This is a genomic window from Pseudomonas sp. BF-RE-21 (assembly GCF_019947305.1).
GTDB lineage: Bacteria > Pseudomonadota > Gammaproteobacteria > Pseudomonadales > Pseudomonadaceae > Aquipseudomonas > Aquipseudomonas migulae.
Genome location: NZ_JAGYGF010000044.1, coordinates 35,140 through 52,675 on the forward strand (window position 1 = coordinate 35,140; position 17,536 = coordinate 52,675).

Here is a 17,536-nt window from a genome sequence, read left to right on the forward strand (position 1 = left end):
TCAGGAGTCCTGAGAACCGCGAGCCAGTGCCGGCCCGGCCATCTGCGGCGGTTTTGCTTTCATCAGGCCCTCAAGTGCCTGGCGATACTGGGTGCCGCCCAGGCTCATGCTGTTGTTGTGCGTGCCGCCCGGCACCAACAACAGGCGCTTGGGCTCGCTGGCGGCGTTGAACAACTGCTGGCTGAAGCGCGAAGGCATGAATGTATCGGCCAGGCCATGCACGACCAGCAGCGGCATGTCGATGTCGACGATCTTGTCGATGGAATCGAATTTCTGCGACAGCAGCCAGCGCACCGGCAGCCATTTCACCGGCAAGTTGCTTTCGGCCACTTGGGCCACGGCATCGCCCAGTGACGTGAACGTGGACTCGATCACCAGACCGCGCACCGGGACGGCGACATGGTTCTTTTTCGCCTGTGCGGCCAGGTCTGACGCGAGGTCGATGGCTACCGCGCCGCCGAGGGAATGGCCATAGATCAGGCGCTTGCTGGCGTCCGGTTGCATCGTTGTGAAGCGTTCCCAGGCAGCTCGTGCGTCTTCATACACACTGGCTTCCGACGGCAGATCGCCTTTGCTCTGACCAAACCCGCGGTAGTCGATCGCCAGGACGGAATAGCCCATGGCGCGCAATTGTTCGATGCGAAACGCCTGGCCGGTGAGGTTCCAGCGCACACCGTGCAAATAGAGGATCGAAGGCGCATCACGACGAGCCGCCGGCCACCACCAGGCATGCAGGTTTTGCCCGTTCTTGAAACTGGCGGGCTGGATGTCGAATTCTTGAACGTCCTTCGGCAAACCGCGATACCAGCCCGCCGTGCCCGGCTCGATACGAAACAGCAGCTCGCGCTCGGTGTGCTCAAGCACGCCGCAACTCACCGGCAGACCGACAATCAGCGCGGCCATGCACAGCAAGGGCAGCCAGCGTCGGCGCAGGCGTGTGAGCGGGGAGGAGGGCATCGGATGGTCCGTCGGTAAAAAACTGAAGTCCGGTTTTTAACAGAAGCGTGTCGGCGGGGGGAACATTTTCGACAGCCGTTCACCAACCCTCCTTGTAGGAGCAAGCTTGCTCGCGATGACGGTGGCACATTAAGCAATGCTGTCGACTGACACACCGCTATCGCGAGCAAGCTTGCTCCTACAGAGGGGGCGCCACGATTGCGGATCAATCCACCCGCAACACAATCTTGCCAATGTGCTCGCCACCTTCCATCCGCGCATGCGCCTGTGCCGCCTCGGCCAACGGATAAACCTTGTCGATCATCGGCAGGCAACGCCCGGCAGCGAGCACCGGCCACACGTATTCGCGCAACTGCTCGGCAATCGAGGCTTTTTCTTCCACGGTGCGTGGGCGCAGCAACGAGCCCGTCACGATGGCGCGTTTGCTCATGATCGCCAACAGGTCGACGTCCTTGGCGTGGGCGCCGCCGAGAAAGCCCAGCATCACCAGTCGACCTTCCATGCCCAGCGCCGCGATGTTCGAATTCAGGTACGAGCCGCCCATGATATCGAGGATGACATTGACGCCTTTGCCAGCGGTTTTTTCCTGGATGACCTGGGCGAAATCCTGATCGCGATAGTTGATCGCTTCGGCGCCCAACGTACGGATCGCCGCGCACTTTTCCTCACTGCCCGCCGTGGCGAAGGCCTTGACGCCGAATTCGCGACACAGCATCAACGCGGTCGTGCCGATGCCGCTGGTGCCGCCATGGATCAATGCGCGCTGACCTTTGGCAGCGCCGCCCATGTCAAACAGGTTGGCCCACACGGTGAAGAAGGTTTCCGGAACCGCCGCCGCGTGCACCCAATCCATGCCTTGAGGAATCGGCAGCGTCTGGCCGGCCGGCGCGACGCAGTATTGTGCGTAACCGCCGCCGTTGGTCAGCGCGCAGACGTTGTCGCCGACGATAAATTCGCTGACACCTTTACCGACCGCCACCACTTCACCGGCCACTTCCAGCCCCGGAACCGGGCTCATGCCGGGTTTCATCGGGTACTTGCCGGCACGTTGAATCACATCGGGGCGATTGACCCCGGCAGCGTGCACGCGAATCAGTACTTCGCCCGGGCCAGGGGTTGGTACTGACGCCTGGCGTGGCTTTAATACCTGCGGGCCGCCGGGTTCGGTGATTTCGATCAGGGTCATGGTGTGGGGCAGATTCATGTGAGTGTCCTGTCTGGAAATGTTCAGTAAGTGGGACCACATCAAGCCGTCGTTGACTCAGCTCAATACAGGTTGCCGCCGGTCGCGACGATTCAGCAAGCGCATGCCCTGTTCCAGCAGCAGGGCTATGACAATGGCGCCCGCTGCGAGGATGAACAACAGCGCGTGATGCCCGCCGCTGGCGTTGAACAACGCCGAGTATGCAAACCCGGCAATCGCCTGGAACGTGGCGAACGACACGGTGGCGCGACTCCAGGCAATCTGCTGCTGATGATGGTTCGGGATCAGTTCGTGAACCCGGGCCAATGCCAGCGGCACGATACCCGGCGGGAACGAGCCGAGGATCACCGCAAGCAAGGCCAGCGCAGTGAAATCACTTGAAATCGACAGTAAACCGACTGCAACTGCCTGCACCACCAGCACCAGGCGAATGCTCAGCCGAGCGCCCAGTTTGTCAGCCAGAAAACCGTAACTCACCGGCCCGATAATCGCGCCGAGGCCGTACATCACCCAGATAAGAGCGCCAATGTGCGCGCCAGCCCCGAGCCCACGGGCAACGTAATCCACCAGGAACACCATGGCGGGCACGAGCCCGGCAGCCATGAACGCGTATTGGGCGAACAGCAGGTAAACGTTCGGGGCAGTCGGCATCGTCGAGGGTTCGGCGGACGGTGCCGCGGTGGCCGCGTGCGTGGCTGACGGCCAGCCGAACCAACTGGCGACGGTCAGCACCAATGCCAGCGCGCCGAGACCGAACCAGGTGTTCTGCAAACCCAGGCTCAACAGCGGCGGCACAATCGTCCCGGAGCCGGCGATACCCAAACCGATGCCCAGGAAAATCGCACCACTGGCCAGCCCTCGGCGGGACGCTGGCACATGCGGCAGCACGGTTGCGGCCACCAACACCATGATCGCGCCGCCAGCGACGCCCGACAGCAAGCGCCAGCCGAAGAACCAGCTCACCGACAACGGAAAGCCACACGCGAAAAACGACAGCGTCACCGCCAGCATCATCAGGCGCAGGGCACTTTTGTTGGAGGTCCGACGGGCCAGCGGATGGCCGATCAGCGCGCCAATCAGGTAACCCACCAGATTGGCGGCGCCGAGGTACACCACGTCGCTGGCAGAAAACCAGTGCGCCTGGATCAATGAGGGAATCAACGGCGTGTAGGCGAACCGCGCCAGGCCGATACTGACCAGGCTGGCGCAGAGGCCGGCGAAAATCGGCAGCCAGATGGCGCTGCGCGGGGTGGTTGATGTGCTGGGCATGGGAGCCGTCCTCCAGGTTTATCTATGGTGCCCAGCTTATCCAGATTCATTGATGCAATAACGCAGCGATTTTGCGTTATGGTGATGCGTATATGCAGCAGTGGAGAAGCCTATGAATTGGGATGACGCCAGGGTGTTTTTGGCCGTATGCCGGGAATCGACGTTACGCGGCGCGGCGCGGGTGCTGGGGGTCGATCAGGCCACCGTCGGGAGGCGGATCACGGCACTGGAGAAGTCCTTGAGTGCGACGCTGTTTCTGCGTACTTCGGAGGGATACGCGCTGACAGCCGTCGGTGAAGCCGCGTTGAAAGCCGTGGAGAAAATGGAGCATTCCGCACTGGAGATGCAGCGCCAGATTCAAGGGCTCGACGACCGGCTGACCGGTATCGTTCGGGTCAGCACCACGGACTCCATGGCCATCGACTTCCTGATCCCGGCGATTGCCCGCTTGCATGCACAGCACCCCGACGTGCGCGTGCAACTGGACGCTTCGACGCAGATTCTGAGCCTGTCGAAACGCGAAGCCGACATCGCCGTGCGCAACACCCGGCCAGACAACCCGGACCTGATCGCCCGACGCATCGCGCGTTGGCCGGTGGGCCTGTTTGCCTCCCGGGAGTATGTGGACACCCACGGTGTGCCGGCACCGGGCTCGGCGTTCGAGGGGCATGACCTGGTGGTGTATCAGCCGTATTTGCAGAACAACAAAGACATCACGCTGGTCTCGGAACCGTTGGGGCGCGGGCGCATCGTTTCGAGCCTGAGTTCCAGTCTGCTGGTGCGCCGGGCGATTGCCGCGGGGATCGGGCTGGGGGAAATTCCGGTGTACATGGGGGAGCGCGACGGGCTGGTCAGGCTGTGGCCGGAACGCACACGACCGGTGCCGTATGACATATGGCTGGTGACGCACGCGGACTTGCGGCATACCGCGAGGGTGCGGGTGGTGATCGATGAGATTGTGGCGGGGGTTGCGGGGACAGGGGAGTGACGGCTGAAAGATCGCCACCTCGCTGCACTCGATAGCTCCTACAGGGATTTGCGTGTACCTGTAGGAGCTATCGAGCGCAGCGAGGTGGCGATTACTTCACACCGGATTACGGCATTTCAGGCAATTCCTGAGGACGCAGGTCAAACACCAGCACTTCGGCATCCACGCCGTTGCTCAGGGTCAGCAACTGTTCATCGCGAACCCGCACGCCATCGCCTTCCTGCAATTGCAGGCCGTTGAGTTCGACGCTGCCGCGCGCCACATGCACGTAGGCATAACGATTGGCGGCCAGTTCCAGCGTGGCGCTTTCCTTGCCATCGATCAGGCCGGCATACACCCGCGCATCCTGGCGCACCTTCAGCGAACCGTTTTTCCCCTCGGGGGATATGATCAGTTGCAGACGCCCGCGTTTCTTCTGTGTATTGAAATGCTCTTGCTGATAACGCGGTTTGGCGCCGCTGACGTCCGGCACGATCCAGATTTGCAGGAAGTGCACGCCACGGGTCGCCGAGTGGTTGTACTCGCTGTGTGCCACGCCGCTACCGGCACTCATCAGTTGCACGTCACCAGGGCGGATCACTGAACCGGTGCCCAGGGTGTCCTTGTGTTCCAGGGCGCCTTCAAGCACGTAGGAGAAAATCTCCATGTCGCGGTGTGGGTGCTGGCCAAAGCCTTTGCCGGCCGCGACGCGGTCATCGTTGATCACCAGCAGGTCGGAAAAACCCTGCTCTTTAGGGTTGCGGTAGTTGGCGAAGGAAAAGGTATGGAACGACTTCAACCAACCATGATTGGCCAAGCCGCGATCGGAAGCTTTGCGAAGGGTCAGCATGATGAAATCTCCTGTGGGGACGTTGATTCGTCCGAGTGAGGAGAAGGTTAATGTTTATCCTGTAGTGCAATAAGTAGATGAAAATTGAAATACTGTCTTGTCTAGGTTGACAATAATAAGCAGACTGATCCCCGCGCACTTGGCCATAATGCACAGCACAGTCTTCATGCCGCGCACACAACCCTGTAGGAGCCGGCTTGCCGGCGATAGCGTCCGTTCAGACAATAATCATGTCGACAGACCTACCGCCATCGCCGGCAAGCCGGCTCCTACAGGGGGGACGTGTTTGGCCAGTATTCTTTTTTGATTTCAGTGATTTTGAACCCATGAAAACCGTGGCAATGGTGCTGTTCCCTGATTTTCTCCTCCTCGACATGGCCGGGCCCATGGAGGTGTTTTCCATCGCCAATCGTTATCTGGAACCGGCCGAGCGTTACGTGTTGTCGACCATCGGCACCGAGCACGGCGCGTTGCGTGCCTCCAACGGTGTCAGCGTGCAGGCCGATGTGCATATCGATCAGGCGGATCAGGCGTATGACCTGTTGCTGGTGCCGGGAGGCCCCGGGGCCTACAACGAAAAACACCCGCCGTTGCTCGGCTGGCTCAAAGGTGCGGTTAAGCGGGCCGGACGTTATGGCTCGATCTGCACCGGCGCATTCGTGCTCGGGAATGCCGGCCTGATTGATGGCTACCGTGTCACCACCCACTGGCATTACACCGAACGGCTGATCAAGGGGTTCCCGAAGGCGACGGTGGAGACCGATCAGATCTTTGTTCAGGACCGCAACCTGATCACCTCCGGCGGCGTCACTGCCGGCATTGACCTGGCACTCGCCGTGGTTGCCGAAGACCATGGCAAGAAAGTCGCCCAGGACGTGGCCAAGGTGTTGCTGGTGGTGATGAAACGTCAGGGCGGACAGGCGCAATTCAGTCCGTTGATGGCGACGGTGGCCCCTCACGAAACACCGGTGACGCGCGTGCAGAATTATGTGCTCGACCACCTCGACGAAGCCTTCAGCATCGAGCGCATGGCCGGCCTGGCCACCATGAGTCCGCGTCATTTCGCCAGGGTGTTCGCCCGGGAAGTGAACATGACGCCGATGGAATTTCTCCAGAGTGCACGTATCGACTGTGCGAGAAATCTGTTGGAAACCAGTGACTTGCCGCTCAAGACCGTGGCTTTCAAAAGTGGTTTCGGCAGTGTGCGGCACATGCGGTTTCTGTTCAGTGAAAAACTCGGGTTGACCCCGTCCCAGTACCGCGAACAGTTCAGCTAGTGCCTTTTTGTCCGTTCTGCGCACCGTGATGGCTGTAACGCTCCCACCATGGTCGTTGTTCCGTCACCGAGGCCTGCGAAGATACCCGTGAACTCTTTGTAATGGAGGCGCGAGCCTGGCGCGCAATGGAAATGACAATCCGTTTAGCCGCTTAGGGTTTGCGCACGTGGACCTGCATGAACAGCGTCAGTGATTTGAACAACGAAGCGGTGCTGCGATTCGGCCCTTATGCGTTTCACCTGCGGCAACGGCTGATCCTCGACGGGGACCGGCCGCTGCGCATGGGCGGGCGGGCCCTGGATATCTTGCAGGTGCTGGTCCAGCGTGCGGGCAACGTGGTCAGCAAGGACGAGCTCATCGCACTCGTCTGGCCGACTTCGGTGGTCGAGGAGATCAACCTGCGCGTGCATATCGCCGCGCTGCGTCGCGCATTGGGCGACGGGCAGGACGGGCAGCGCTACATCGTCAACATTCCCCAGCGCGGTTATAGCTTTATCGCGTCCGTGCAGCGGGTGCCGGCGAGTACGCTGGCCTCGATCGAAACGGTTCAGAAACCTCAACACAATCTGCCCGCGCGCCTGTCGCCGGTGATCGGGCGCGATTCGCTGGTCGGCAGTCTGGTCCGCCAGTTACCGGTTCGGCGCCTCATGACCCTGACCGGTCCCGGCGGCATCGGCAAGACCACCGTGGCGTTGCGGGTGGCCGAACTGCTCTTGCAGCATTATCAGGATGGGGTCTGGCTGGTGGATCTGGCGGTGATCGATGACCCTGCGCAGGTGGTCGATCATCTGACCCGGGCGCTTGAGCTGGGCGTCGGAACCACCCTGGAGACATGGGCGCAACGTCATGCGTTATTGGTGCTCGACAATTGCGAGCACCTGCTCGAACGCTGCCGGACACTGGTCGAGGACCTGCTGATGGCGGCGCCACGTCTGTCGATCCTGGTAACCAGTCGCGAGCCGCTCCAGGCGCAGGGGGAAACGGTCCAGCGTTTGCCGCCACTGGCGGTGCCTCCGGCTTCGGTGTTGCACAGTGTGGCCGAAGCGATGGGCTATTCGGCGGTGCAACTGTTCGTCAGCCGTGCCCGTGCTCGTCAGCAAGGCTTTGTGCTGCGCGAACAAGACCTCAAGGTCGTGCGCGAAATCTGTCGCCGGCTCGATGGTCTGCCCCTGGCCATCGAACTGGCGGCGGCGCAGATTGATGCGTTGGCGCTGGTGGGCCTGCAAGCTCAACTGGACAATTGTTTTCAGCTGCTGACCCAGGGCCGGCGCACCGCCGTGCCCCGGCATCAAACCTTGAAAGCGGCGCTGGACTGGAGCTATGAGCAACTGAGCCCGCTGGAGCAAACCGTGTTGCAGCGCCTGTCGGTGTTCAAGATGGCCTTTACGCTGGATGCCGCCATTGGCGTGATCAGTTGCGCGGCATTGCTGCCTGCCCGCTTGATTGAAGGGGTGGAAAGTCTGGCGCTCAAATCGTTGCTATCGCTGGAGCAGGGCGGCGGACTGGCCCGCTACCGTTTCCTCAACACCACCCGCACCTACGCCCTGGAGAAACTCGAGGGCAGTGGTGAATTGCGCACCGTTGAAATGCGTTACGCCCGCTACATCAGCCGGGCGCGGTGGGTATCAAGCGGGCAAGTGGCGCTGCAACTCATCGAGTAACCGGCGGACTTTCGTCAGGTCCGGCGTGGCAAAACCTTCGGTGAACCGGTTGTAGATCGGCGCCAGCAGCGTATGGGCTTGCCGGTGCCGGCCCTGACGCTGCCAAAGCTGTGCCAGCGAGGTAGCGCTGCGCAGTTCCCAGGCCAGGGCGCCCTGATGGTTGGCGACGTTCAAGGCCCTGATCAGCAAGGCCTCGGCCGCGTCGGTGTTCAACGGGCACTCTTGCGCCAGAAGCGCCTCAGCCCTGGCTCGCAGGATCTCCGCCGTGTTCCAGCCCGCCATGCCGGTATCCGCCCGTTGTGACAAGTCGTCATCGACGAAACCGGTGTCCAGCGTCACCATGATGTCCTTGATCAACCCCTCGCCCGGCAGAAGGGAGGAGCGCAGCTCGGTGTGGTCGATCACCTGTGCGTAGTGCATGGCCCAAGTGTAGAACAGCAGCACCGAGTGCTTTTGCGCTTGTTCCAGCAGCAGTCGCAAGAGTTCGCGCGCGGTGCGGGTGTCGCCGTTGTAGTGGGCGATCAGGCAACCGGCCAGCGCCAGGGTGTAGCAGATGGACGTGCCGTGGTTGATCTGCATCGCGATGTCCAGCGCTTGCCGGGCGGTGCGCCACGCCTGTTCCGGCCGGCCTTGCAGCCAGAGGATGCGTGCCAGAATGGTCAGGGCGGCGACGCTCTGGTCGTACTGCACGCCAAAACCGTGGGTGAAGCGGTTGAGGTGGCCGCTCTGGGCCATGCGCTGCAGCACCTCTTCGGCATTCACCCGCGCCTGTTCCTGATTCCCGGCAAAGTGCAGCGCCAGCACCCGCAAACGGTGGGTGCTGAGGGACAACACTTCATCGCCGTGCAGCCCCAACCGGTCGAACTGCTGGCTCTGCTCCAGGGCCATTTGATAGTTGGCACAGCAGAGGTTGACCGCCATGTGCCCGGACACCGCACGCAACTGACCGGCCACGTCGTTGCAGTGCCTGGCCAGCGTTCTGGCGCTGACGAAGGCCTCGACGGTTTCCGCCGTGCCGCCATGGGTGTGGTAGCAGGCGCTGCCGAGGGCCAGTTTGAGGGCCATTTTCAGCCGGGGGCAGGGCTCGGGCGCGGCATCCAGCAGGGCCAGCGCCTTGCGCACATACACGCCGTGCTCCTTGAGCAGCGACATTTCCTGCCAGAGCGGCGTCGATGTTGCGGTCAGGCGGATCGCCAACGTCTGCGGCCCTTGTGCGTCCAAGCCCCAATCGAGGGCTGCGCGAATATCTTCCAGACTGCGTGCATAACGCTCGATCCACGTCGCCGTCGCGATCAGCTCCCAGTCCTGCTGGGCCTGATGCATCAAGGCCAGGCAACGCTCGGCGTGGCGTTCGCGGGTGCCCGGCAGGTCGGCGGCCTGGTCGAGTTTTTCCAGGGCGTAGCTGCGCGTAGTGTCGAGCAGGCGGTAGAACACTTCTTCGTCGCCGACCTCGACGTTCAGCAGCGACTTGGCCACCAGTTGTGTGATCGAGCCAAACACCTCACAGGGTTCGATATGTTCGCCGACGATCACTGCTGCTGCCGACTCCAGGGTGAAGCCGCCTCTGAACACGCTCAGTCGGCGCAGGCAGGTTTGTTCGCAGGCACTCAGCAGTTCGAAACTCCAGTCCAACGTGGCGCGCAAGGTTTGATGGCGACCCAAGGTGGTCTGGCAGCCTTGGGTGAGCAGGCGAAAACTGCCTTGCAGTTGCGTGAGCAAGCCGCCCACGCCGAGGCCGCCGACTTGCGCCGCCGCCAGTTCAATCGCCAGGGGAATACCGTCCAGGCGCCGGCAGATTTCAATCGCCAGCGGCAGCTCGTCATCGCGCAGTTCGAAACTGTCGTGGCTGGCCATCGCCCGTTCGACAAACAACTGCAAGGCCGAAAAGCTCAGGGCCTGCGCGCGGTCGAGCACGGCAATGGGCGGCGGGCAGTCCAGTGACTCAAGACGCTGAACGAACTCGCCTTCGGCCCGCAGGCTCTCGCGGCTGGTGGTCAGAATGTGCACGTCGGGCGCGGCGCGCAGGATGCTTTCGCTCAACACGGCGATGGCGTCGAGCAGGTGTTCGCAGTTGTCGATCACCAGCAGCATCTGCCGGTCGCGCAAAAATGCGGGGAGGCCGCTCATCGGGTCGGTGTCATGCAACGACAGTTCGAGCAGCGTCGCCAGATGCGCGCTGATCATCGATGGATCGTTGATCGGTGCCAGGTCCAGCAGACGAATGCCATCGCGGTAGCGCCCGATCAATTGCTCGGCAACGCGCAGGGCCACGGTGGTTTTGCCGATGCCGCCGGGGCCGACCAGCGTGATGAAACGCTGGCGTGACAACTGGACCACCAGGCTGTCGACGAGGGACTGGCGACCGATCATGCGTGTACGTCGCACGGGCAGGTTGTGGCCGTTCGGTGCGGGGGCTTCATTCGCCGGATGTTGCTCGATGTGCTCCAAAGAGAACGGCGCGACAAAGCTGTAGCCGCGCTGGGCCACGGTGACGATGTAACGCTGGCCGTTCTGGCCGTCGCCGAGGGCTTTGCGCAACGCCGCCATGTGCACCCGCAGGTTGATGTCTTCAACAACGCTTTTAGGCCAGACCCCGGCGATCAGTTCCTGTTTGCTGACCACATTTCCGGCGTGTTCCAGAAGGATCAACAGAATGTCCATGGCACGCCGACCCAGGCGCAGGGGCTGGTCGGCCTCCATCACCAGGCGTTGTCCGGGATAGATCCGGTAAGGGCCGAAATGGATGGCCTGTTCGGGGGAAAGGGTCAACGGGTCACTCCTGCTTGCAGCCGTCTGGTACGCGGTTACCGAGCATATTCGTCAGGTTTGTTCATTCGCGCAATGCGCTGGCCAACTGACTGCCGGGTGTTCACTTGGACTGCCGGTTTGCGATCCTCCCTGTTCTTTGCGTTTTTACTGGGCGTGGCGCTTGTGTAGAAGGCGCCGGGGCTTTTGGCGCGCCAGGGAAAATTAACAACGTTTAACTCGTCCTGCGTCCGGTCTACGCCCAAAACTCCAGCACCGCAACTGCTCAAACTGTAGGCGCCGGCTTGCTGGCGATTGCGGTATTTCAGCCGAAGTTGTCGGCGATGGGTACATCGCAATCGCCAGCAAGCCGGCTCCTACAGGGGGGCCGTGTTGTGAAAAGGGATTTATTTGTCATGAGGACGCCGGAATGAGCAACGTGGTGGTGGTCTATCACAGTGGCTACGGGCACACACGGGTCATGGCCGAAGCCGTGGCCCAAGGTGTGGAGCGGCACCTGGGCAGTACCTGCCAGCTGATTTCGGTCGAGGACGTGGACCAGCACTGGGACCGTTTGCACAACGCCGACGCGATCATCTTCGGTGCGCCGACCTACATGGGCAGCGCCTCGGCACGCTTCAAGGGGTTCATGGAAGCCACGGCGGCGTTCTACCTGACCCAACCCTGGCGCGACAAACTCGCGGCGGGCTTCACCAATTCCGGCAGCCTGTGTGGCGACAAACTCAACACCTTGCTGCAGATGGCGGTGTTCGCCGCGCAGCATTCGATGATCTGGGTCGGCCTCGACCTGCTGCCGGCACGCTCCGGCACCGGCGTGTTCGACGGGCAGCTCAATCGCCTCGGCAGTTCGCTGGGCGCCATGGCGCAGTCGAATGTCGAACAGTCCCCCGAATTCGCACCGCCCCCGGAAGATCGCTGCACCGCCGCGCACCTGGGTGAACGCGTGGCGCGGCTGGCTGAACGCCTGAGCCACTCACCGGTTTGAATCACCCCCAACCCTCCTGAGGAAACATCGCATGAGCACGTTCACCACCCGAGACGGCACCGAGATTTATTACAAGGATTGGGGCACCGGCCAGCCCATCGTCTTCAGCCACGGTTGGCCGCTGAACGCCGACAGCTGGGAATCGCAGATGATCTTCCTCGCCTCCAAAGGCTACCGGGTGATCGCCCACGACCGTCGTGGCCACGGCCGTTCCAGTCAGCCGTGGACCGGCAACGACATGGACACCTACGCCGATGACCTGGCGCAGTTGATCGAACGGCTCGACCTGAAAGACGCCGTGCTGTTCGGTTTCTCCACCGGCGGTGGTGAAGTGGCGCGCTACATCGGTCGCCACGGCACCGGGCGCGTGGCCAAGGCCGGGCTGATTTCAGCGGTGCCGCCGCAGATGCTCAAGACCGAAGCCAACCCCGGTGGCCTGCCGATCGAGGTGTTTGACGGTATTCGTCAGGCGTCCCTGGTCGACCGTTCGCAGCTGTACATCGACCTCGCCAGCGGTCCGTTCTTCGGCTTCAACAAACCGGACGCCAAACCGTCGCAAGGCATGATCGACTGGTTCTGGATGCAAGGCATGACCTCCGGCCACAAGAACGCTTATGACTGCATCAAGGCGTTTTCCGAAACCGACTTCACCGAAGACCTGAAGAAATTCGACATCCCCACGCTGGTGGTGCACGGCGACGCGGACCAGGTGGTGCCGATCGAGGCCGCCGGCATTGCTTCGGCAAAACTGGTCAAGGGGTCTACGCTGAAGGTCTACCCCGGCGCGCCCCATGGCTTGACTGATACCCACAAGGATCAGCTCAACGCTGATTTGCTGGCGTTCCTCAAGGGTTGATGTGCCCACGGCGCGGGCGTAGATCCGCGCCGTTCTCGCTCCTGATGAGCCGAATCCTTCGAGAACCTGACCATGAAAAAGCTGACCAACGCCACCGGGGCACCGGTGGCCGACAACTTCAATATCCAGACCGCCGGCCCCCGTGGACCGGCGCTCTTGCAAGACATCTGGTTGCTGGAAAAACTCGCCCACTTCGACCGCGAACTGATCCCGGAACGGCGCATGCACGCCAAGGGTGCGGGCGCCTATGGCACCTTCACCGTCACCCATGACATCACTCGTTATACAAAAGCCAGCATCTTCAGCTCGGTAGGCAAGGAAACGCCGCTGTTCGTGCGTTTTTCCTCGGTGGCCGGCGAACGCGGCGCGGCGGATGCCGAGCGTGATATCCGTGGCTTCGCGGTGAAGTTCTACACCGACGAAGGCAACTGGGACATTGTCGGCAACAACACGCCGGTGTTTTTCTTCCGCGACCCGCTGCGTTTCTCCGACCTCAACCACGTGGTCAAACGCGACCCGCGCACCGGCCTGCGCAACGCCACCAGCAACTGGGACTTCTGGACCCTGCTGCCCGAGGCGCTGCACCAGGTGACCATCGTGATGAGCGATCGCGGGATTCCCACCAGCTTCCGTCACATGCACGGCTTCGGCAGTCACACCTTCAGCCTGATCGACCGCGACAACAAACGGGTGTGGGTGAAGTTTCATTTTGTCTGCCAGCAAGGCATCGAAAACCTCTCGGACGCTGAGGCCGAAGCCGTGGTTGGCAAGGACCGCGAAAGCAATCTGCGCGACCTTTACGAAGTCATCGAGCAGGGCAACTTCCCGCGCTGGAAATTGTGCATTCAGGTGATGGAGGAAGAACAGGCGCTCAACTATAGGCACAACCCGTTCGACTTGACCAAGGTCTGGCCGCACGCTGAATTCCCGCTGATTGAAGTGGGCGTCATGGAGCTCAATCGCAACGCCGAAAACCACTTTGCCGAAATCGAACAGGCAGCGTTTTCGCCGGCCAACGTGGTGCCGGGCGTGAGTTTTTCACCGGACCGCATGCTCCAGGCGCGGCTGTTTTCCTATGGTGATGCCCAGCGTTATCGCCTCGGCGTGAACTTCAACCACATCCCGGTCAACGCGCCGCGCTGCCCGGCGCACAGCTACCACCGCGACGGCGCCATGCGCACCGACGGCAACCTCGGCGGTACCGCCAGTTACTTCCCGAACAGTGTCGGTGAATGGCAGGACTCGCCGGAACTGGCCGAGCCGCCGCTGCCGCTGGAAGGCTTTGCCCAGCATTATGATCATCGGTTGGAAGAGGATCATTACGAACAGCCGGGTAACCTGTTTCGACTGCTCGATCCGGCGCGCAAGCAGTTGCTGTTCGACAACACCGCACGTGCGATGAACGGCGTACCGCAGGCAATCCGCCAGCGTCATATCGACAACTGCACCAAGGCCGATCCGGCCTACGGATTTGGCGTGGCCGAGGCGTTGGAGCGGTTGGTGCCGTTAGGGTAAAAGGCAGCAGGCTTGCTGGCGATGGCGTCCGTAAAATCGCCATCGCCGGCAAGCCGACTCCTACAGGTTTTGTGTCGATCCTCAATCCCCGAACACCCCCACAATCCCTGTAGGAGCCGGCTTGCCGGCGATGGCGTCCACGAAATCGCCATCGCCGGCAAGCCAGGCTCCTACAGGTTGACGCGTGGAAGCGCGCGCACGGCTCGGCAGCGCCAGGCGAATGGGTTGATGCCTTCGCTGCGGGTGAAGATGTGGCAGAAGTGCGCCTGATCGCAGAAACCGCATTCGAGGCTGATTTGCGTGAGGCTCAGGTCGGTGTTCTGGATCAGTTGCTTGGCCCGGGCGATGCGTTGGTGGCGAATCCAGTCTTGCGGCGAGAGGCCGGTGCTGCACTTGAATGCACGGGAGAAATGACTGCGCGAGAGGGCGCAGGCGCGTGCCAGTTCGGTCACTTCGACGGTTTCACCGAGGCGTTCGAGGATCAGTTGCTTGACCAGGCTTTCGCGCCACGGGGTCAGGCCGCCGGTGGTTTTCTTTCGCGTTTCAGTGGCAGTCGCGCGAGCGACGTTTTGCTGAGAATGAGCCATGACAAATGTCCGTTTCGGTGAGCTTCATTCTTGGTCGCGGGGCTCTGGCAGGCGAGTTAAACGTTGTTAATTTCGCCGATGCGCAGTGGTGAACAACAGCGCTGACTCAGCACATGGCTGCAATTTTTGCGGTGCCGGGCGAGGCATGATCGACGTCTTGTGGCGGGCCTGTGCATGGCCGCTCTTCTGACTTGATCAAGGGTGACGGCATGAAACATTCTCTGGTTGGCGCGTTGGGCCTCGCGGTGGCGTTGGCGTCCGGAATCTCCTCGGCTCAGGCACCGGCACAGGTCGGCACTCAGGTGCCGGGCTACTTCCGCCTGGCGGTGGGCGACTTTGAGGTGACGGCGCTGTTCGACGGCTACAACGACCTGTCGCCCAAACTGCTCCAGGGCCTGACCCAAAGCCAGATTCGCGCACTGCTGGCCCGTCGCTCGATTGAAACGCCGGGGGTGCAGACTGCGTTCAACGCCTTCCTGATCAACACCGGCAAGCAATTGATCCTGGTGGATACCGGCGCCGGTCAATGCATCGGTGCGACGGCGGGCATGCTCTCGGACAACATGAAAGCCGCCGGCTACGAGCCTTCGCAGGTCGACACGATTCTGTTGACTCACTTGCACCTGGACCATGTGTGCGGATTGGTCGATGGCCAGCAGAAACCGGTTTTTGCCAACGCCACGGTCTACGCCGCGAAGGCCGAAGCCGATTACTGGCTTGATCCTCAGGCGCTGGCCAAAGCTCCCGAGGGCGCCAAACCGTATTTCAAAATCGCCCAGGACTCCACCGCACCGTACGTCGCGGCGGGACGTTTCAAGACGTTCGACGCCGGCCAGTCGCCTGTGCCGGGAGTTGAGGCCACGCTGGAAGCCGGGCACACGCCGGGCAGCACGACGTACCGTTTCACCTCTCAAGGGCAGAGCATTTTGTTCATGGGCGATCTGGTGCATAACCTCGCGGTGCAGTTCCTGCACCCGGAAGTCTCGATCGGCTTTGACGTCAACAGCCAGCAAGCGATCAAAAGCCGCGCCAAGGTTTTCAGCGATGCAGCCGCCGGTAAAACCTGGGTGACGGCAGCGCATTTGCCGTTTCCGGGCATTGGCCATATCGCCGCAGAGGGTAAGCATTTTCAATGGGTGCCGGTCGAATACGGTCCTTATAAACGTGCGGCGAAAGTGCCGCTGATCGAGTAAAGTCCGACGCATTCACAAGGGAGCCGTGCCTATGAACCGTAACGATCTGCGCCGCGTCGATATGAACCTGTTGGTGATTTTCGAGGCCTTGATGTTCGAGAGGAACCTGACCCGTGTCGCTGAAAAATTGTTCATGGGCCAACCGGCGGTGAGTGCGGCGCTGGGGCGGTTACGGGATCTGTTTGACGATCCGTTGCTGTTGCGTAATGGCCGCGGCATGGAGCCGACAACGCGGGCGCTGGCGATTCTCAAGGAATTGCAGCCGGCGATGGATGTGATTTCCGGGGCGGTCAGTCGGGCGAAGGAATTTGATCCGGCGAGCAGCTGCGATGTGTTCCGCATTGGTTTGTCGGACGACGCCGAATTCGGTTTGTTTCCGCCGTTGTTGCGGCAACTGCAAGAAGAGGCGCCGGGGATTGTTGTGGTGGTGCGGCGTGCGAACTATTTGCTGATGCCGGCATTGCTGGCTTCGGGAGAGATCTCTGTGGGGGTGAGTTACACCACGGATTTGCCCGCGAATGCGAAGTGCAAGAAATTGCGCGACATCCCCTGCAAGGTGCTGCGTGGGGACAAGCGACCGGGGCTGCTGACGCTGGATGAATACTGCGAGCGACCGCATGCGATGGTGTCTTTTTCCGGTGACCTGAGCGGCAATATTGATCTGGATCTGGCCAAGGTTGGCCGCAGTCGTCGGGTGGTGTTGGGTGTTCCGCAGTTCAGTGGGTTGCGGGCGTTGCTGGCCGGCACGGAGATGATTGCGACGGTGCCGGATTATGCGGCGTGTGCGCTGGTTGAGGGGTGTGCGTTGCGGGCTGAGGATCCACCGTTTCCCATTGATGCTGCGCAGCTTTCGATGGCTTGGAGTGGGGTGCATGACAATGATCCGGCGGAGCGGTGGTTGCGGTCGCGGATCAGTGAGTTTATGTCCAGGCCTTTGCCTGTATCGGGTTGAACGTGGCGGCCTTTGGGCCGACCATTTTCTTTTGGGGGTACATATCCATTGCTGCGGTAACGGCCGCCTATGGTTTCGCCCTTACGGCGAGTCCCTTTTGTCAAACGCCACAAAAGGAACCAAAAAGTCTTGCCCCGGCGTCCGGCCCCTCGCTAAGGCTCGGTGTTCCCTCGCTCCGGTCCTGCTCCGTGGGCCCGCCGCCATCGGCCATCCCTGGCCGGGGGCGGCTAGCCCGGCATCCATGCCGGGCTGCCCACTGCGCAGAACCTCCACTCGGCCTCCCGAAGGGGCGGGCAGATCAAAATCAAAAGCTGAAGGCGAGCTAACGCTCGGCCTGATGAGTGGTGAAAAGCGGGTGCGTTGCTTGGCTCTTCGTAGGAGCGATGCTTGCTCGCGAAGGCGGCCTGACAGCCGACCCTTCACCCACGAATGTCCCCAATTCCCTGTAGGAGCCGGCTTGCCGGCGATGGCGTCCGGTCAGTCACGCATTCATTGCC

14 protein-coding genes are annotated in these 17,536 nt (G+C 61.7%); 8 read left to right on the forward strand and 6 right to left on the reverse strand.

From position 1 onward, the window contains the following. The 3 genes from KGB25_RS22970 to KGB25_RS22980 all read right to left on the reverse strand — a co-directional run bounded on the left by KGB25_RS22970 (position 1) and on the right by KGB25_RS22980 (position 3,430). Complete coding sequence (locus KGB25_RS22970) at positions 1–957, reverse strand: alpha/beta hydrolase (RefSeq protein WP_223436793.1); 957 nt, start codon at positions 955–957, stop codon at positions 1–3. 205 nt (positions 958–1,162) lie between these two features. Next, a complete protein-coding gene (locus KGB25_RS22975) occupies positions 1,163–2,161 on the reverse strand; it encodes an NAD(P)H-quinone oxidoreductase (protein WP_223436795.1) in 999 nt (332 codons plus the stop codon). Between the two features lie 57 nt (positions 2,162–2,218). Then, the gene (locus KGB25_RS22980; RefSeq protein WP_223436797.1) at positions 2,219–3,430 is read right to left on the reverse strand and encodes a YbfB/YjiJ family MFS transporter; all 1,212 of its coding nucleotides are present in this window, start codon (positions 3,428–3,430) and stop codon (positions 2,219–2,221) included. Positions 3,431–3,542: 112 nt separating this feature from the next. On the opposite strand from KGB25_RS22980, the gene KGB25_RS22985 reads away from it, so the two are divergent. Then, complete coding sequence (locus KGB25_RS22985) at positions 3,543–4,418, forward strand: LysR family transcriptional regulator (RefSeq protein WP_223436799.1); 876 nt, start codon at positions 3,543–3,545, stop codon at positions 4,416–4,418. A 106-nt stretch (positions 4,419–4,524) separates the two neighbouring features. On the opposite strand, the gene KGB25_RS22990 is transcribed toward KGB25_RS22985, so the two are convergent. Then, positions 4,525–5,247: a pirin family protein gene (locus tag KGB25_RS22990; protein WP_008032862.1), complete on the reverse strand. Its 723-nt coding sequence runs from the start codon at positions 5,245–5,247 to the stop codon at positions 4,525–4,527. Positions 5,248–5,573: 326 nt separating this feature from the next. On the opposite strand from KGB25_RS22990, the gene KGB25_RS22995 reads away from it, so the two are divergent. Together KGB25_RS22995 and KGB25_RS23000 are read left to right on the forward strand one after the other, a co-directional pair. After that, positions 5,574–6,524 (forward strand): GlxA family transcriptional regulator, encoded by a 951-nt coding sequence (locus KGB25_RS22995; RefSeq protein WP_223436801.1) that lies wholly within the window; start codon positions 5,574–5,576, stop codon positions 6,522–6,524. A 176-nt stretch (positions 6,525–6,700) separates the two neighbouring features. Continuing rightward, positions 6,701–8,185 (forward strand): ATP-binding protein, encoded by a 1,485-nt coding sequence (locus KGB25_RS23000; RefSeq protein WP_223436803.1) that lies wholly within the window; start codon positions 6,701–6,703, stop codon positions 8,183–8,185. Here KGB25_RS23000 and KGB25_RS23005 read toward each other — a convergent pair. Then, positions 8,150–10,954 (reverse strand): ATP-binding protein, encoded by a 2,805-nt coding sequence (locus KGB25_RS23005; RefSeq protein WP_223436805.1) that lies wholly within the window; start codon positions 10,952–10,954, stop codon positions 8,150–8,152. The two genes, KGB25_RS23000 and KGB25_RS23005, sit on opposite strands and share 36 nt — an antisense overlap. A 406-nt stretch (positions 10,955–11,360) precedes the next feature. Between KGB25_RS23005 and KGB25_RS23010 the strand changes: the two genes are divergently transcribed. The 3 genes from KGB25_RS23010 (at position 11,361) to KGB25_RS23020 (ending at position 14,307) form a co-directional block, all read left to right on the forward strand. After that, positions 11,361–11,936, forward strand: coding sequence for a flavodoxin family protein (locus tag KGB25_RS23010; protein ID WP_223436808.1), 576 nt, complete (start codon positions 11,361–11,363; stop codon positions 11,934–11,936). Between the two features lie 31 nt (positions 11,937–11,967). Then, entirely contained in the window at positions 11,968–12,792 is an 825-nt protein-coding gene (locus tag KGB25_RS23015; RefSeq protein WP_223436811.1) for an alpha/beta fold hydrolase, read from the forward strand. 72 nt (positions 12,793–12,864) lie between these two features. Beyond that, positions 12,865–14,307 (forward strand): catalase, encoded by a 1,443-nt coding sequence (locus tag KGB25_RS23020; protein ID WP_008041156.1) that lies wholly within the window; start codon positions 12,865–12,867, stop codon positions 14,305–14,307. A 170-nt stretch (positions 14,308–14,477) separates the two neighbouring features. Here the strand turns inward: KGB25_RS23020 and KGB25_RS23025 are convergent, their stop codons facing one another. After that, complete coding sequence (locus KGB25_RS23025) at positions 14,478–14,894, reverse strand: helix-turn-helix domain-containing protein (protein ID WP_008041154.1); 417 nt, start codon at positions 14,892–14,894, stop codon at positions 14,478–14,480. A gap of 209 nt (positions 14,895–15,103) precedes the next feature. Between KGB25_RS23025 and KGB25_RS23030 the strand changes: the two genes are divergently transcribed. Both KGB25_RS23030 and KGB25_RS23035 read left to right on the forward strand, forming a co-directional pair. Beyond that, positions 15,104–16,087 carry an MBL fold metallo-hydrolase gene (locus KGB25_RS23030; protein WP_008041153.1) on the forward strand — a complete coding sequence of 328 codons (984 nt, stop codon included), beginning with the start codon at positions 15,104–15,106 and terminating at the stop codon, positions 16,085–16,087. Positions 16,088–16,118: 31 nt separating this feature from the next. After that, positions 16,119–17,039: a LysR family transcriptional regulator gene (locus KGB25_RS23035; RefSeq protein WP_008030224.1), complete on the forward strand. Its 921-nt coding sequence runs from the start codon at positions 16,119–16,121 to the stop codon at positions 17,037–17,039. The last annotated feature ends 497 nt before the right edge of the window (positions 17,040–17,536 follow it).

What these genes read in the sequence shown, in the direction of transcription:
- KGB25_RS22970 (WP_223436793.1), bottom strand. Translation starts at nt 957, where the DNA reads ATGCCCTCCTCCCCGCTCACACGCCTGCGCCGACGCTGGCTGCCCTTG.
- KGB25_RS22975 (WP_223436795.1), bottom strand. Translation starts at nt 2,161, where the DNA reads ATGAATCTGCCCCACACCATGACCCTGATCGAAATCACCGAACCCGGC.
- KGB25_RS22980 (WP_223436797.1), bottom strand. Translation starts at nt 3,430, where the DNA reads ATGCCCAGCACATCAACCACCCCGCGCAGCGCCATCTGGCTGCCGATT.
- KGB25_RS22985 (WP_223436799.1), top strand. Translation starts at nt 3,543, where the DNA reads ATGAATTGGGATGACGCCAGGGTGTTTTTGGCCGTATGCCGGGAATCG.
- KGB25_RS22990 (WP_008032862.1), bottom strand. Translation starts at nt 5,247, where the DNA reads ATGCTGACCCTTCGCAAAGCTTCCGATCGCGGCTTGGCCAATCATGGT.
- KGB25_RS22995 (WP_223436801.1), top strand. Translation starts at nt 5,574, where the DNA reads ATGAAAACCGTGGCAATGGTGCTGTTCCCTGATTTTCTCCTCCTCGAC.
- KGB25_RS23000 (WP_223436803.1), top strand. Translation starts at nt 6,701, where the DNA reads ATGAACAGCGTCAGTGATTTGAACAACGAAGCGGTGCTGCGATTCGGC.
- KGB25_RS23010 (WP_223436808.1), top strand. Translation starts at nt 11,361, where the DNA reads ATGAGCAACGTGGTGGTGGTCTATCACAGTGGCTACGGGCACACACGG.
- KGB25_RS23015 (WP_223436811.1), top strand. Translation starts at nt 11,968, where the DNA reads ATGAGCACGTTCACCACCCGAGACGGCACCGAGATTTATTACAAGGAT.
- KGB25_RS23020 (WP_008041156.1), top strand. Translation starts at nt 12,865, where the DNA reads ATGAAAAAGCTGACCAACGCCACCGGGGCACCGGTGGCCGACAACTTC.
- KGB25_RS23025 (WP_008041154.1), bottom strand. Translation starts at nt 14,894, where the DNA reads ATGGCTCATTCTCAGCAAAACGTCGCTCGCGCGACTGCCACTGAAACG.
- KGB25_RS23030 (WP_008041153.1), top strand. Translation starts at nt 15,104, where the DNA reads ATGAAACATTCTCTGGTTGGCGCGTTGGGCCTCGCGGTGGCGTTGGCG.
- KGB25_RS23035 (WP_008030224.1), top strand. Translation starts at nt 16,119, where the DNA reads ATGAACCGTAACGATCTGCGCCGCGTCGATATGAACCTGTTGGTGATT.